Annotated in this window: 14 protein-coding genes; 10 read left to right on the top strand and 4 right to left on the bottom strand. The window is 68.5% G+C overall.

Annotation, left to right across the window (positions count from 1 at the left end):
- Positions 1–83: 83 nt before the first annotated feature.
- Positions 84–578 carry a hypothetical protein gene (locus tag BST15_RS19565; protein WP_131701220.1) on the top strand — a complete coding sequence of 165 codons (495 nt, stop codon included), beginning with the start codon at positions 84–86 and terminating at the stop codon, positions 576–578.
- Between the two features lie 268 nt (positions 579–846).
- Positions 847–1,248: a hypothetical protein gene (locus BST15_RS19560; protein ID WP_083071130.1), complete on the top strand. Its 402-nt coding sequence runs from the start codon at positions 847–849 to the stop codon at positions 1,246–1,248.
- Here BST15_RS19560 and BST15_RS19555 read toward each other — a convergent pair.
- A complete protein-coding gene (locus tag BST15_RS19555; protein ID WP_046191527.1) occupies positions 1,245–1,709 on the bottom strand; it encodes a GatB/YqeY domain-containing protein in 465 nt (154 codons plus the stop codon). The two genes, BST15_RS19560 and BST15_RS19555, sit on opposite strands and share 4 nt — an antisense overlap.
- A gap of 25 nt (positions 1,710–1,734) precedes the next feature.
- Here BST15_RS19555 and BST15_RS19550 point away from each other — a divergent pair, with 25 nt between their 5' ends.
- The 5 genes from BST15_RS19550 to BST15_RS19530 are packed head-to-tail and all read left to right on the top strand — an operon-like array spanning position 1,735 to position 6,847.
- On the top strand, positions 1,735–2,832 hold the full coding sequence (locus BST15_RS19550) for a DUF7847 domain-containing protein (RefSeq protein ID WP_083071128.1): 1,098 nt from the start codon (positions 1,735–1,737) through the stop codon (positions 2,830–2,832).
- Positions 2,833–2,842: 10 nt separating this feature from the next.
- The gene (locus BST15_RS19545; RefSeq protein WP_046190297.1) at positions 2,843–3,451 is read left to right on the top strand and encodes a DUF4129 domain-containing protein; all 609 of its coding nucleotides are present in this window, start codon (positions 2,843–2,845) and stop codon (positions 3,449–3,451) included.
- Positions 3,448–4,557, top strand: a complete 1,110-nt coding sequence (locus BST15_RS19540) for a DUF4350 domain-containing protein (protein WP_046190298.1) — start codon at positions 3,448–3,450, stop codon at positions 4,555–4,557. Before BST15_RS19545 ends, BST15_RS19540 begins: the two co-directional genes overlap by 4 nt.
- Positions 4,551–5,531 (top strand): AAA family ATPase, encoded by a 981-nt coding sequence (locus BST15_RS19535; protein ID WP_109370869.1) that lies wholly within the window; start codon positions 4,551–4,553, stop codon positions 5,529–5,531. The genes BST15_RS19540 and BST15_RS19535 overlap by 7 nt, the downstream gene beginning before the upstream one ends.
- Entirely contained in the window at positions 5,528–6,847 is a 1,320-nt protein-coding gene (locus BST15_RS19530; protein ID WP_083071127.1) for a DUF58 domain-containing protein, read from the top strand. Before BST15_RS19535 ends, BST15_RS19530 begins: the two co-directional genes overlap by 4 nt.
- 15 nt (positions 6,848–6,862) lie before the next feature.
- On the opposite strand, the gene BST15_RS19525 is transcribed toward BST15_RS19530, so the two are convergent.
- Positions 6,863–7,855: a stage II sporulation protein M gene (locus tag BST15_RS19525; protein WP_046190301.1), complete on the bottom strand. Its 993-nt coding sequence runs from the start codon at positions 7,853–7,855 to the stop codon at positions 6,863–6,865.
- Positions 7,856–7,960: 105 nt separating this feature from the next.
- Here BST15_RS19525 and BST15_RS19520 point away from each other — a divergent pair, with 105 nt between their 5' ends.
- Entirely contained in the window at positions 7,961–8,785 is an 825-nt protein-coding gene (locus BST15_RS19520; protein WP_046190302.1) for an RDD family protein, read from the top strand.
- 89 nt (positions 8,786–8,874) lie between these two features.
- Positions 8,875–9,648, top strand: a complete 774-nt coding sequence (locus BST15_RS19515) for a PadR family transcriptional regulator (protein ID WP_046190303.1) — start codon at positions 8,875–8,877, stop codon at positions 9,646–9,648.
- A 9-nt stretch (positions 9,649–9,657) separates the two neighbouring features.
- On the opposite strand, the gene BST15_RS19510 is transcribed toward BST15_RS19515, so the two are convergent.
- Entirely contained in the window at positions 9,658–10,383 is a 726-nt protein-coding gene (locus BST15_RS19510) for an HNH endonuclease family protein (protein WP_083071126.1), read from the bottom strand.
- A gap of 3 nt (positions 10,384–10,386) precedes the next feature.
- Positions 10,387–11,904, bottom strand: coding sequence for a glycerol kinase GlpK (glpK, locus tag BST15_RS19505; RefSeq protein ID WP_046190316.1), 1,518 nt, complete (start codon positions 11,902–11,904; stop codon positions 10,387–10,389).
- 295 nt (positions 11,905–12,199) lie between these two features.
- Here glpK and BST15_RS22225 point away from each other — a divergent pair.
- Positions 12,200–14,456 (top strand): DUF7159 family protein (locus BST15_RS22225; RefSeq protein ID WP_083071125.1); only part of this gene is annotated, 2,257 nt, incomplete at its 3' end.

The following is a 14,456-nucleotide window of genomic DNA, read 5'->3' as shown; positions in this document are numbered from 1 at the left end:
GTCACGGGCAACAGGACTCTAAAACAGGATGGCCCCGTTCATTGGGGACATGCCAACGGCACCCGGCGCGTAGCCTCCTGTCCATGTCTGAAATTGATGGCGTAGTAGTGGAAGTCAAGGACGCGACCAATCACTGCTTGAGGCCCCATGTCGGGTTAACGGATGCGCAGCTTGGTGCAGTCATGTACGCGGTTAGCTCGATGGTTGGTCCGCAGCCCGAGGCCCTCGCCGTCGTGCGACATGAGGGAGCTGCCGTCGGTGCCCCGGCGGCGACTTTCTATTGGATTCGGAACGGGGCACTTGGCTGCATGGAGGTTGTTAGGCCGGCGGACACGGACTCGTCTGCACCCGCCATGCGAGGTTGGGTGAGACCTCTTTCGAGGATTCGGAGGGCCGACGTTGAGGTGTTCACTTCACAGGATGGGTTCAACTTCGGCTTCGGTGTAACGAAGAAGCTTGAACTGCATTGGGACGATGACAAGCCAGCAGCTGTGCTCGATGCGAACGGCAGCATGGATTCGTACGCGCGGCCTGGCCTTGAAGAGTTGATTGAGAAGGTGCTTGCCAGCGTTGGCTAACCGCTGCGGCAATGCCAGCGTCCGCAGTGCGTCCGCAGTAATTTCAGCGCACCTCATCGTTAGCCAACGCCACCAACGCACTGAGCTGCAGTTATCCAACACCGTCAACAATGCCGTTAATCGCAAACGCCCAGTTCGTAGAGTTCGGGACGAAGAGGTCGTGGGTTCGAATCCCGCCACCCCGACAGTTTTTTGCAGTTCGATGGGCATTGCCCGTCGTTTCCTCAATCGGGTTCACCACCCGATTCGGCCGTACACAATGGCTCTCGTGGACTTCCCGATGCGCTACGACCGGTGGTATCGCCCACTGGCCACCGTGTTGGGACTGGGGCCCGCACGGGCCAGCGTCACGGTGGCCGACGGATTCCTGCGGGTCCGCAGTGGGTGGGCCTTCGCGATGGACGTCGCGCTGGACGACATCGAATCCGCCCGGACGGCACCGGAGCGTATGTGGGGCTGGGGAGTTCATCAGGCGTGTAATGGCTGGCTGGTCAACGGATCCCGGCATGGCGTGGTCGAGATCCGGCTGGCCCACCCGGTCAAGCCGACGAAAGCACCGACCGCTGGCTTGTTCAACAGGCCGGTGCGTTGCCTCTACGTCAGCGTGACCGACCCGAACGCACTGATCACTGCGCTGACCCACCGGCAGTTGCCGGCGACCGGTTCCTAGAGCCGTTCGCGGACGGCGGCCGAGAGCCGGGAACCGTCGGCCTTGCCCGCGGCGATCGCGGTGGCAGCCTTCATGACCTGCCCCATGTGCTTCATGTGCGGCCGCTCCCCGATCTCCTCAGCCACCTGCGCCAGCGCGGTGTCGACCACATCGGCGAGTTCGGCCTCGGTGAGCGGCGTAGGAAGATACTCGTCGATGATCCGGGCCTCGGCGTGTTCCTCGGCGGCAAGATCGCCGCGGCCGTTCTGGGTGTAGATCGTCGCGGCCTCCGCCCGCTTGCGGGCCTCGCGGGCCAGGACCTTGAGCACGTCCTCGTCGGTGAGTTCGCGGGCCTGCTTACCGGAGACCTCTTCGGCCTGGATTGCGGCCAACAACATGCGCAGGGTCGCCGTTCGCAGCTTGTCCTGCGCCTTCATCGCCGCCGTCAGATCCGCACGCAACTGGGATTTGAGTTCCGCCATGCCTCATAACGCTACGCTCAGCGGCATGGTGAATCCGCCTCCGCCCGGCTACCCCAGGCCCGGTTTTCCGCCTCCGGGCTATGGCCCACCGCCGGGGTATGGCCCACCGCCGCCGGCGTATGGCCCACCCCCGGGCTACCCGCAGCCTGAGCTGAAACCCGGAATCATTCCGCTGCGCCCGCTGAGCCTGACCGACATCTACAACGGTGCGGTCGGATACGTCCGGGCCAACCCCAAGACCGTGCTCGGAATCACCGCCGTCGTCGTGGTGATCAGCCAGATCATCAGCAGTATCGCGCTGTTCGGACTGTTGTCGGCCGTGGGACCCACAGGTCCGGGCACGTCCGCCACCGAACCCTCCGGCGGCGATATGGCGGCATGGCTGATCGGCTTCGCCGGCGCGGGAATCGTGACCGCCGTGGGCACCATCGTGTTGACCGGCCTCTTGACCGTCGTCGTCGGGCGCGCGGTGTTCGGGTCGCCGATCAGCCTCGGGGAAGCCTGGGCGATCGTCCGGGACCGCTTTGGATCGCTGCTCGGCTTTGCCGCACTGATGGGGCTTGCCGCGGTAGTGGTGTGTGGCTTCGCGGTGACCCTCATCGCCTTCGCCGCCGGAACCGGCGGGACCGGTGCGGCCGTGTTGATCGGCATGGTGGTGGTGCCGGCGCTGATTGCGGCGCTGGCCTACGGCTACACGGTGCTGGCGTTCGCGCCGACCATCATCGTGCTGGAACGGCAACCCGTGTTCGAGGCGGTGCGCCGATCGTTCGATTTGGTACGCAACAGCTTCTGGCGGGTGCTGGGGATCTTGGCCCTGACCGCCTTGATCGTTTCCCTGATCAGCAGCGCGGTGGCATTTCCGTTCAACATCGTCGCCATGGTGAGTGCCCACGATGCAGACGCCCTCGCCGGCGGCGTGGAGTTGAGCCTGTTCTCCCGGATAGGTACGACGATCGGCGAGATCATCGTGCTGCCGTTCACCGCCGGAGTGTCGGTGCTGCTCTACACCGACCGCCGCATCCGTGGCGAGGCATTCGACCTGGTGCTGCGATCCGGTGCCGTCGGCGGCCCCTACGCCGGCGGGTGGACCGACCATCTGTGGCTGACCCGGCCCCCGGGGTAAGGACCCGCGGGTGACCACCCTCGACATCGATAGTGACACCGCCCGTGAGGCGGCCGAACGTGAGCTGTCCAAACCGATGTACCCGCGGCCGTCACCCAGGCAACAGTTCTTCGACTTCGTTGAGACTCTGATACGTCGGCTCGTACTCAAGGGCGCGGAGCTGCCGGGCGGATGGTTCACCATCGCCGTGTTGCTGATCATCCTCGCGGCAGGCGTGGTGGCCGCCGTGCACGTGGGCCGGCGGATGCTGCGTGACGGCCGCCGCAGCGAGACTCTCTACGGCCCAACCCAACTCAGTGCCGCAGAACACCGCGCCGCCGCGCAACGGCTTGCCGCCGCGGCAGATTGGGGCCCGGCCATTCGGCACCGCCTGCGCGCGGTGGCTCGCGGACTCGAGGAGGCCGGTCTCGTGCTTCCGGCCTCGGGCCGTACCGCCAGCGAACTGGCCCGCGTTGCCGGTGCGGCACTGCCCGGTCTGGCCGATGACCTGATCCGGGCAGCTGAGACGTTCAACGACGTCACCTACGGCGAGGTGCCTGCCACCGCCCAGGGCTATCGGATCGTTGCGGATCTGGACGAGCGGGTGGCGGCCACGACCGGGGCTCGGCCGCTCCGGTGACGAGCCTGCGGCGGACGTGGGCCTGGGTCGCGGCGGCCCTGGCGGTGATCGTGGCGGTCTCGGCGGCGGGGGCCTACCTGACCACGCCGCGACCGGGTGGCCGGATGGATCCCGATGCCACCGGCCCGGAGGGCGCCCACGCGCTGGTGGCGTTGCTACGGCAACATGGCGTGCAGGTAGTCACCGCCGACACCGTCGACGACGTTGTCCGCCAAGCACGTCCGGACACGGTGGTGTTGGTGGCGCAGACCCCGCGCATCGCCGATGACGGGTCGCTGAACCGCCTCGCCGACCTACCCGGTGACCTGCTGTTGATGGCGCCGGATACCCCGGCCCGCAGGGCGTTGGCTCCCGGAATCCGTTCCGGGCCCGCACGAGCCTTTACCCGCCAGCCCGACTGCGATCTGCGGGAGGCCCAACGGGCCGGACCGGTCGACTTGCGCACCACACAGACCTACCTTGCGGCCCAGCGCCAGCCACTCGACAGCTGTTACGACGGAGCTCTGGTGCGCTACCGCGACGGCAAGCGGACCATCACGGTGGTCGGCAGCGACTCGTTCATGACCAATGCGGACCTGGCCAGGGAAGGAAACGCGGCGCTGGCCATGAATCTGTCCGGCTACTCCGGCCGCCTGATCTGGTATGCGCCCCAGCGTCTTCAAGGCGCGCAATCGGGCAAGTCGACACTTGCCGGACTGGTTCCGACGAATGTGCGATGGCTGTTCTGGCAACTGTGCGTGGCACTGGCTTTGGCTGTGGCGTGGAAGGCCCGCAGGTTGGGGCCCCTGGTCGCCGAGCCCCTGCCTGTGGTGGTCCGCGCATCGGAGACCGTCGAAGGCCTCGGCCGGCTCTACCGCTCCCACCGTGCCCGTGATCGGGCCGCCGGAGCCCTGCGCACCGCGACGCTGCGCCGACTGGCTCCACGGCTGGGCCTGGGCCCGGCACCCGAGCCGGCCGTGGTGGTGGCGGCGGTGAGCCAACGGCTTTCGGCTCACCCGGACTGGTTGTGGCACTTACTGTTCGGACCGCCCCCGGATTCCGACGATGCCCTGATCGACCTGGCTCACGCACTCGACGACATCGAAAGGCAGGTAATCGGATCGTGACACACACCTCCGCAGAGAATCCGGCGGCGACCGCGGCCCGCGAGGCGCTGCTGGCGCTGCGCAGTGAGGTGGCCAAGGTGGTGGTCGGCCAGGACCCGGTGGTCAGCGGCCTGGTGATCGCGTTGTTGTGCCGAGGCCACGTGCTGCTCGAAGGCGTTCCCGGCGTAGCGAAAACCCTGCTGGTCCGCACCCTGAGCGCCGCACTACGGCTGGATTTCAAGCGGGTCCAGTTCACCCCGGACCTGATGCCGGGGGATATCACCGGCTCACTGGTCTACGACACCCACACCGCGGAGTTCGTGTTCCGGTCCGGGCCGGTCTTCACCAATCTGCTGTTGGCCGATGAGATCAACCGCACTCCCCCCAAAACCCAGGCGGCACTGCTGGAGGCGATGGAGGAGGGACAGGTCAGCGTGGACGGCACCGCAAAACCACTGCCGGACCCGTTCGTGGTGGCCGCCACCGCCAACCCCATCGAGTACGAGGGCACCTACCGGCTGCCCGAGGCACAGCTCGACCGCTTCCTGCTCAAGCTGACGGTGCCACTGCCGACGCGTGAGGCCGAGATCGACATCTTGTCCAGGCATGCGCACGGCTTCGACCCGCATGACCTGTCCGCGGTGCAGCAGGTGGCCGGCGCGCAGGATCTGGCTGCCGGCCGCGCGGCGGTCCGCGAGGTGCTGGTGGCCGACCAGGTGCTGGGCTACATCGTCGACGTGGTCGCGGCGACCCGGCGCTCGCCCGCCCTGCAACTGGGCGTCTCACCGCGCGGCGCGACCGCACTGCTGGCCACGTCGCGCTCGTGGGCGTGGCTGTCGGGACGAAACTACGTGACGCCCGACGACGTCAAGGCGATGGCTCGCTCCACTCTGCGCCATCGGGTCATGTTGCGTCCGGAGGCCGAACTCGAAGGCGCCACCGCCGACGGGGTTCTGGACAGCATTCTGGCCTCGGTTCCGGTGCCGCGCTGGTGATTCTGACCGGTCGCACCGCGCTGATCGCACTGCTGTGCGCCGTGCCGATCGCGGTGGCACCGTGGCCGGCGGCCGCGTTCGTGGTGCTGCTGGCCGGCCTCGCACTGGCGGTGACGCTCGATGTGGCGTTGACCACCGATCCCGCGACGCTGCGCGTGGAACGTTCGATGGACGGCGCTACCCGGCTCGGCCAGAGCACCCCGACCACCTTGTGGATCGGCAACGGCGGTCGCCGATTCCGCGGGCAGATCCGTGACGCCTGGCCACCCAGCGCCTGCCCCACACCGCGTTCCCATCAGCTTGAGCTGGCCGCCGGTCAACAGTCGCAGGTGCTCACCCAATTGCGTCCGGCGCGCCGCGGTGATCTGCATGCAGCCCGGGTCACCGTGCGTTCGATCGGCCCGTTGGGACTGGCGGGCCGTCAGCAATCCCGCCGGGTTCCCGGCCAGATGCGGGTACTGCCACCGTTTCTGTCACGCCGGCACCTGCCGGCCCGGCTGGCCCGGCTACGCGAGGCCGACGGGAACCTGCCGGCGCTGGTGCGGGGGCAGGGCAGCGAGTTCGATTCGCTGCGCGAATACGTCGTCGGCGACGACGTGCGCTCGATCGACTGGCGGGCCACCGCTCGGCGCTGCGAAGTGGTGGTGCGGACCTGGCGACCGGAGCGTGATCGGCGGGTCATCATCGTGCTCGACACCGGCCGGACCGCCGCCGGCCGGATCGGGGTCGATCCGACCGCTCTGGACCCCGCAGGCTGGCCCAGGCTGGATTGGTCGATGGATGCCGCACTGTTATTGGCGGCGTTGGCATTACGCGCCGGCGACAACGTGGATCTGCTGGCTCACGATCAGGTGACCCGGGCCGGCGTGTTCGGGGCGTCCCGGACCCGCCTGTTCCCCCAACTCGTCGACGCGATGGCATCGCTGCAGCCCGCGCTGACCGAGTCCGACTTCGCGGCGATGCTGGTCACGTTGTTCCAGCGATCACGCCGGGGAAACCTGGTGGTGTTGTTGACCGACCTCAACGCCTCCGCCCTGGACGAGGGCCTGCTGCCGGTGTTGCCGAAACTGACAGCCGAGCACCAGGTGATCGTGGCCGCGGTCGCCGATCCGCGCGTGCAACGGCTGGCGCGCGGACGCGCCGACGCTGCCGCGGTCTATGACGCTGGCGCCGCCGAGCGTTCCCGCAACGACCGCCGCGCGGTGGCGGCCCGGCTGCGCCGCGGCGGCGTGCAGGTGATCGATGCCCCGCCCGAGGACCTGGCGCCGGCCCTGGCCGATGCCTACCTGGCCATGAAGGCCGCCGGGCAGCTCTGAGCCCGGGCCACTGCGTCAGCGCATCGGGACGACATCGGGGGCATCGGCGATGTCGCCGGTCTCGCCGAGGGCCACCGCTTTGCGCCCGAAGTGCACCACATACGCCAGAAACGCCACCTCGACGAGAACGCCGACGCCGATCCGCACCCACGTCGGCCACGGCGACGGTGTCACCATGGCCTCGATCAGCCCGGCCACGGCGAACACCACAACTAGGCCTACGGCCACCGCGACGACGGCGCGACCCTGTTCGGCGAGCACCTGGCTGCGGGGCCGATCACCGGGCGCGATCACCGTCCAGCCCAGCCGCATGCCGACGGCGCCGGCCAAGAACACCGCCGTCAGCTCCAGCAGTCCGTGGGGGGCGAGCAGACCCAGCATGAATGCGCCCCGCCCGGCGTGGAACATCAGCCCGAGCGCCACACCGACGTTGGCGGCATTGGCGAACAGCATCACCGGGATCGGCAATCCCAGCAGGACCGCGAATGCGATGGCCCGGGCTGCCACCCAGGCGTTGTTGACCCAGACCTGCAGCGCAAAGGATCCGGCCGGGTGATCGCTGTAGTACGCGGCGAAGTCATGGTCGACCAGCCGGGCGATCTCCGCCGGCGTGCCGATCGCCGCCTGCACGTCGGGATTGCCGGCCACCCAGCAGGCGATGGCCGCCGCGACCGCCAGGAACGCCACCGCGGTGCCCAGCCACCACCGCCAAGCCCGGTAGGCGACCACCGGGAACGAGACCGTCACGAACCGGATGAGCTCGGATCGGAGCGGGGCGTGCGCCCCGGTGACGGCCGCACGTGCGCGCGCCACCAGACTGGAGAGCCGTCCGATGAGCGCGGCGTCCGCGGACGACGAGCGCACCATCGACAGGTGCGTGGACACTCGCTGATACAGGTCCACGAGTTCGTCGATCTCGGCACCGGTGAGCCGTCGCCGGTGCCTGACCAGCCACTCCAGCCGATCCCAGGTCGGTCGATGAGTCAGCACGAAGGCGTGCACATCCACGATGACGAGCCTAACGAGGACTGCGAGCACGGCGGAGCCGGGCGAACAGGTCCGCGCCATCAAGCACAGCGAGGACTGCGAGCACGGCGAGTAGCGTCTAGAGCTATGTCGTACCGCAGCCCTGAGCTGGTGACCGGCGACGCCGTCGTCCTCGACATCGCTGTGGCGCAACTGCCCGTGCGCGCGGTCGGTGCGCTGATCGATATCACCGTCGTGCTGGTGGGGTACCTGTGCGCGATCGTGTTGTGGGCCACCACACTCGGCCGGTTCGACGACGCCTTGACCACCGCGATCATGATCATCTTCGCGGTGCTGCTTTTGGTCGGCTACCCGGTCATCATGGAGACGGTCACCCGCGGTCGCTCGCTGGGCAAGATGGCCATGGGCCTGCGGGTGGTGTCCGACGACGGTGGCCCCGAACGCTTCCGGCAGGCACTGATTCGGGCGCTGGCCTCGGTCATCGAAATCTGGGCTCTGTCGGGCAGCCCCGCGGTGATCTGCAGCCTGCTGTCACCGCAGGGCAAGCGCCTGGGGGACATCTTCGCCGGCACCGTGGTGATCAGCGAACGCGGTCCGAGGTCGGCGCCGCCTCCCCTGATGCCCCCTGGACTCGCCTGGTGGGCCTCGACGTTGCAGTTGGCGGGACTGCGTGCCGAATCAGCAGAACTGGCACGACAATTCCTTGGTCGCGCCGCGCAGCTCGACCCGCATACCCGCCAGATGATGGCCTACCGGATCTCCGGTGACGTCCTCGCGCACATCTCGCCGCCGCCCCCCGATGCCCCGCCGGAGCTGGTACTGGCCGCGGTGCTGGCTGAACGGCATCAACGGGAGTTGGCGCGGTTACACGCCATGCCGGCCGGGCCGTACTTCCCGCCGCAGACGCTGTGGCCGCCACCGAGTCCAGGCGGGTTCGTCCCGCCCAGCTGACACATCGTCGTTGCATTCCGATAGTTCCCGATATATCGTTACCGTATCGGGAACGACGGTCGTTCCCCTGACGAGCAACGAGGTGACGCATGAACACCCCCTTCGGTCCACCCAGCGGACCCTTCACAGACGACGCCGACCACGGTTTCGGCTTCGGCCCCGCGACGCCGCAGCAACGCCGCGCCGCACACATCGCGCGCCGGCAGGCCCGGCGCGAGTTCCGCAGGCAGTTGCGTGATCACGCCTCCGACCACTGCGCACCGTTCGGCTTCGGCGCCGTCCCTCAGGGCGCCGGACCGGGCTGCGGCCCGGAATTCCGGCACGGATTCGGGCCGGGTTTCGGACCTGGATTCGGTCCCGGAGGTCCCGGATTCGGCTTCGGCTTCGGCCCGGGCGGACACCGGGGCCATCGACGCGGCACTCGGGGCCGGCGTGGCGACGTGCGGCTGGCCATCCTTGCCCTGCTGACCGAGGGCCCGATGCACGGCTACGAGATCATCCAACAGATCGCCGATCGCAGCCAGGGACTCTGGCGCCCCAGCCCCGGATCGGTGTACCCGACTTTGCAGATGCTGGTCGATGAAGGCTTGATCACCGGTAGCGAAACCGATGGCAAGAAGCGCCTTTTCGAGCTGACCGAGGACGGTCGCGGCGTTGCCGAGAAGGTCGAGACGCCGCCCTGGGAGCAGATCGCCGACGGCGCCGATCCAGGACAGGTCAACCTGCGCACCGCCACCGGCCAGCTGTTCGGCGCGGCCGCACAGGCCGGGCAGGCCGCCACACCCGCGCAGCAGCAGCGCATCGTCGACATCATCAACAATGCGCGCAAGGAGATCTACGGCATCCTTGGCGAGACCGACTGATCGCGGCTGTCAGCAACGCCGGAGCACGCGCTGCATCGCGGTCTTCTCGTTCGCTGAAACCCACAGTCCGTAAGCGGTTTTGACCGAAACCTGACGGGCCACGAATTCGCATTCGAACGCGACGTTCGCCGGCAGCCAGCCGGCGGCGTCGCGGAATGCTTTGTCGAAGTTGGCCTGTCCGCCGACCGCCAGCAGGTTGCGGGGGTCGTTGGCGAAGTCGCGGCGGCGCCTGTCGTCCCAGGACCGCGCTCCCTTGTACCAGGCGTCGGCCAACGACACCAGATGGTCCACCTGCACCGCCTCGGACGTCTCCGGGCCGCGGACGAAGGTGATGGTCTTCCCGGAATACGGGTCGTGCAGGACGCCGCGCTGCACCAGGCAGGTTCCGCGCCGTAGCTCAACCCGCGTCAGATCGCGCCGCAAAATGTCGTCACGCGTGTTGCAGCCGTTGTGGCCGAATTCGACATCGACGTCATCGCTCCACCGCTCACCAAATCGGTAGCGCTTGAAGTCCTGCACGCGATCCCAGCCCTTGACGGGCAGCGCATCGAGCATGCGGCGGGCCTCGTCATAGCCGGGGTTGAGTGGCAGCGCGGTGGGCGACGGCGGAGTCGACGTGGGCGAGGTACCCACAGTCCCCGGCGCCCCGCGATGTTGCCACCACGCCCAGCCGACCACACCCATCACGAGCAGCGCTACCAGCGCACCGGGCACCACCCGCCTGCCTGCGGCCATCGCTCAGGGCAACTCGACCCAGTCCAGCGTGCGCTGCACGGCCTTTCGCCATCCGGCGTAGCCTTCGGCACGCTGATCATCCGACCAGTTCGGGGTCCAGCGTTTGTCCTCGCGCCAGTTGGCGCGCAGATCCTCGGGTCCCTTCCAGAACCCGACGCCCAGCCCGGCCGCGTACGCCGCGCCCAGCGCGGTGGTTTCGGGCACCACCGGCTTGACCACGTCGACCCCGAGCACATCGGCCTGGATCTGCATGCACAGATCGTTGGCGGTGATACCGCCGTCGACCTTCAAAACACCCAAGTGCACCCCGGAGTCGGCTTCCATCGCCTCGGCCACGTCGCGACTCTGGTAGCAGATCGCCTCCAGCGTGGCCCGGGCCAGGTGGGCATTGGTGTTGAACCGCGACAGCCCCACGATCGCGCCGCGTGCGTCCGACCGCCAGTACGGAGCGAACAGGCCGGAGAACGCGGGCACGAAGTACATCCCGCCGTTGTCGGAGACCTGGCGGGCCAGAGTCTCGACCTGGGTGGCGCCGCTGATGATGCCCAGCTGGTCGCGCAACCACTGCACGGCCGATCCGGTGACCGCGATCGAGCCCTCCAGCGCATAGACGGGTTTGGCGTCCCCGAACTGGTAGCAGACCGTGGTCAGCAATCCGTTGTCGGAGCGCACGATCTGCTCGCCGGTGTTGAGCAGCAAAAAGTTTCCGGTTCCGTAGGTGTTTTTGGCCTCGCCCGCCGAGAGGCACACCTGGCCGACCATCGCGCTCTGCTGGTCACCCAGGATGCCGGCGATCGGCACCTCCCCCCGCACCGGACCGGTGCTGGCGGTGACCGCGTGCCGGCGGCGCGTCGAGGACGCCGTGATGCGTGGCAACATCGCCCGCGGGATCGAGAACAGCGCCAACAGTTCGTCGTCCCAGTCCAAGGTCTCCAGATTCATCAGCATGGTGCGACTGGCATTGGTGACGTCGGTGAGGTGGACGCCGCCGCGCGGACCGCCGGTCAGGTTCCACAGCACCCAGCTGTCGCAGGTGCCGAACAGCGCTTCGCCTCGCTCGGCGTCCGCGCGCACGCCCTCGACGTTCTCGAGGATCCACTGCAACTTGCCGCCGGAGAAGTAGGTGGCCGGCGGCAGTCCCGCCTTACGCCGGATCACCTCGCCATGGCCGTCGAGCTCCAGCGTCGCGGCGATGGCGTCGGTTCGGGTGTCCTGCCAGACGATCGCGTTGTGGTAGGGCTGGCCGGTCCTGCGATTCCACACCACCGTGGTCTCGCGCTGGTTGGCGATACCCAGCGCCGCCAGATCCGACGCGTGCAACTTGGTGGTGTTGAGGGCCGAGACCAGCACCGCCGCGGTGTGATTCCACAGTTCGAACGGGTCGTGTTCCACCCAACCCGCCCGCGGCAGGATCTGTTCGTGTTCGAGCTGATGACGGCCGACCTCAGCACCGTCATGGTCGAAAATGATGCAGCGGGTGCTGGTGGTGCCCTGGTCGATCGATGCGACGAAATCGGCCAAGTCTGACTCCTGTCCATACCGGTTCCGGTCGGTGCCGGGTCCATCATGGCCCACCCGACCCGGATCGCGGGCCGCTACGCGGCAGGAACGGCGCCGGCTCCGCGGCCCTCAGCGCACACTTTCAGCTTTTCTTCACGAACCCATCAGACGGTATTCATTCACCCAAGCGCATATTTCCATGTATCGCGAGTAGATCTCGTAATGGTGAACAAACGGTGTCGGAACGCCGCCGATGTCTGCGCCCCCTCACCGCCACGGCCGACCGTGTGCGGGTCAGAACTGAATCGGAGGAGCAATGGACGTCGTTCTCGGTGTGGCACTCGCGTCGAGTGCGCCCGCCACCATCCACACCGTGCTGGTCTGCGGTGAAAACGGTGACGGCGTCACGCTGGAGGAGCGCAGCTACGACGTGCCGACCGAGGAGACCGAGTTCGCCGCGGTCGACGCGCTGATCGCCGCCATCCTGCGGGCGCGCGACTCCGCCGACGCGGCCGGGCACCACCTGACCGCGACCGGAGTGACGGTGACGGACCCGCTCGATGCGGCCGCGTTGAATTCCCGGCTGTCCACCGGCGCGCTGGCGGGCCTGGAGAACCTCGCGCTGATCTCGCCGGTACTCGCGGCGGCGAACCTGGCCCACAATCTGGGCCAGACGGTCGGCTGCGATCAGATGGGCCTGCTGTCCGTGGAGACGGCAACCGCCACCCTCGCCGTGGTCGACTGCACCGACGGAACCGTCACCCAGATCTTCCGCACACCCCTGTCCGCCGGCGACGCCACCGCCGCCGTCGACACCGTCGCCGATCAGCTCAACGCGGCCCAGACAAACCCCGGCGGCCTTTTTCTGATCTGCTCCGACGGAGACGCGACGGCCCTGCGCCCACGGCTGGAGGAGACCGTCGCTCCGGAGGTGTGCGAGCCGGCCGAGCCACGGTCTGCACTGGCCCGCGGTGCGGCGCTGGCGTCGGCGCGCCTGGTCGCGGCCAGCGTGTCTTCCGGCGAGCTGGCCTACACCCAAGAAACAGCATCCGGGATGTTCAGCCCGTCCTATTACGACATCCCCGGCTCTGGGGCCGACGACCTGGCCTACAGCCTGGTGCCCGACGAGGAGGCCGAGGCGGCCACCGAATTCTTCGCCCCCGTGGGTCAGCCGGCCCGACGCCCGCTGCTGGTGGTCGGCGCAGCGTTGGCCTCGGCGGCGTTCGCCGCGGCATCGGCACTGATGGTGGCCATGACCCTGGAGATCAGCCCGAATCTGGTTGCCTTGCGGCCGGATCTGGGGCGGGCCTTAACGTTGCCCCACCGGGTTCCGAACCTGCAGGTGCCCGCAGCGGAACCGTTCGGGGGGCAACCTCCGGTGATGGGGCAGCTACCGGCGGACTCCGTTCCGCTGCCGCCGTTGAGCCTCCCGCCCATGCCCGAGATTCCCGGACCCGCCGTGCTCGCCGGCCCGGAGCCGGGGCTGCCCGCTCCCCTGCCCGTAGCCGCCAGCACCCCGCCGCTGTTTGTTCCCGCCCCGGTCTTCGGTCCGCCGCTGCCCGGGCTGCAGCCTCCGGCCGTGCACACTCCGTCCCCGTTGATCGCGGGACCCATCCTGGCGGCCGCGCCACGGCGCCCCGTTTTCGCCGGATTGCCGGACCTGTCATTCCTGTGGGGCGTGCCCATGAAGAAGCCGCCTACTCCGCCGGCGGTCAAGCCCACCCCACCGGACGTCAAGCCCGAGCCGCCGGTGGTCAACCCGAAGCCGCCGATCGAGCTGCCTGATCCCCCCGTAGTCAAACCCCATCCCCCGATCGTCAAGCCCATTCCGCCGGTGATCAAGCCGAACCCGCCGATCGAGGTGCCCGATCCCCCCGTGGTCAAGCCTCAGCCCCCGGTGGTCAAGCCCGAACCTCCGATCGTCAAGCCGAATCCACCGGTGATCAAGCCCAATCCCCCTGTGGTCAAGCCGAATCCACCGGTGATCAAGCCCAATCCCCCGATACAGCTGCCCGACCCGCCGGTCAGCGTGCCGGATGTGCCGATCAAGCTCCCCGAGGCGCCCGCCCAGCTGCCCACCCCGCCGGTGGTCAACCCCAGCCCTCTGCTTCAACTGCCGGGGTTGCCGATCCAGCAGCCGATCTCGGCACCACCAGTCGGTCTTCCGGCGATTCCCGCGCCCAGCGCGCCGACTTTGCCGGGCCTGCCCGGTATTCCGGCACCCAGCGCACCGGTGATCCCCGCGGCACCGAGCGTGCCCGCGTTCACCCCACCGGCCTTGCCCAGCCTTCCGGCGCCCCAGGCACCGTCACTGCCGTCTCTGCCGTCGTTGCCGGCGCCCAAGGCGCCGTCGCTGCCCTCGTTGCCGGCGCCCCAGGCGCCGTCACTGCCGTCGTTGCCGTCGATTCCCGCACCGAGCGCGCCCGCCATGCCCAAATTGGGTGGAGGTCTGTTCGGTGGGGGCGGCAAACCAGGTGGCATCTTCGGTGGCGGCGGCAATCCCGGCGGTGGCCTGTTCGGCGGTGGCGGCCGAGGCGGCGGCGGCCTCTTCGGTGGTGGCGGTGGCGGGGGCC

It is taken from the genome of Mycolicibacter arupensis (genome assembly GCF_002086515.1).
GTDB classification, from domain to species: Bacteria; Actinomycetota; Actinomycetes; order Mycobacteriales; family Mycobacteriaceae; genus Mycobacterium; species Mycobacterium arupense.
The sequence above is the reverse complement of the archived record's forward strand: the minus strand, read 5'-3'. Positions and strand labels throughout refer to the sequence as shown.

What these genes read in the sequence shown, in the direction of transcription:
- BST15_RS19565 (WP_131701220.1), top strand. Translation starts at nt 84, where the DNA reads ATGTCTGAAATTGATGGCGTAGTAGTGGAAGTCAAGGACGCGACCAAT.
- BST15_RS19555 (WP_046191527.1), bottom strand. Translation starts at nt 1,709, where the DNA reads ATGGCGGAACTCAAATCCCAGTTGCGTGCGGATCTGACGGCGGCGATG.
- BST15_RS19550 (WP_083071128.1), top strand. Translation starts at nt 1,735, where the DNA reads ATGGTGAATCCGCCTCCGCCCGGCTACCCCAGGCCCGGTTTTCCGCCT.
- BST15_RS19520 (WP_046190302.1), top strand. Translation starts at nt 7,961, where the DNA reads ATGTCGTACCGCAGCCCTGAGCTGGTGACCGGCGACGCCGTCGTCCTC.
- BST15_RS19515 (WP_046190303.1), top strand. Translation starts at nt 8,875, where the DNA reads ATGAACACCCCCTTCGGTCCACCCAGCGGACCCTTCACAGACGACGCC.
- BST15_RS19510 (WP_083071126.1), bottom strand. Translation starts at nt 10,383, where the DNA reads ATGGCCGCAGGCAGGCGGGTGGTGCCCGGTGCGCTGGTAGCGCTGCTC.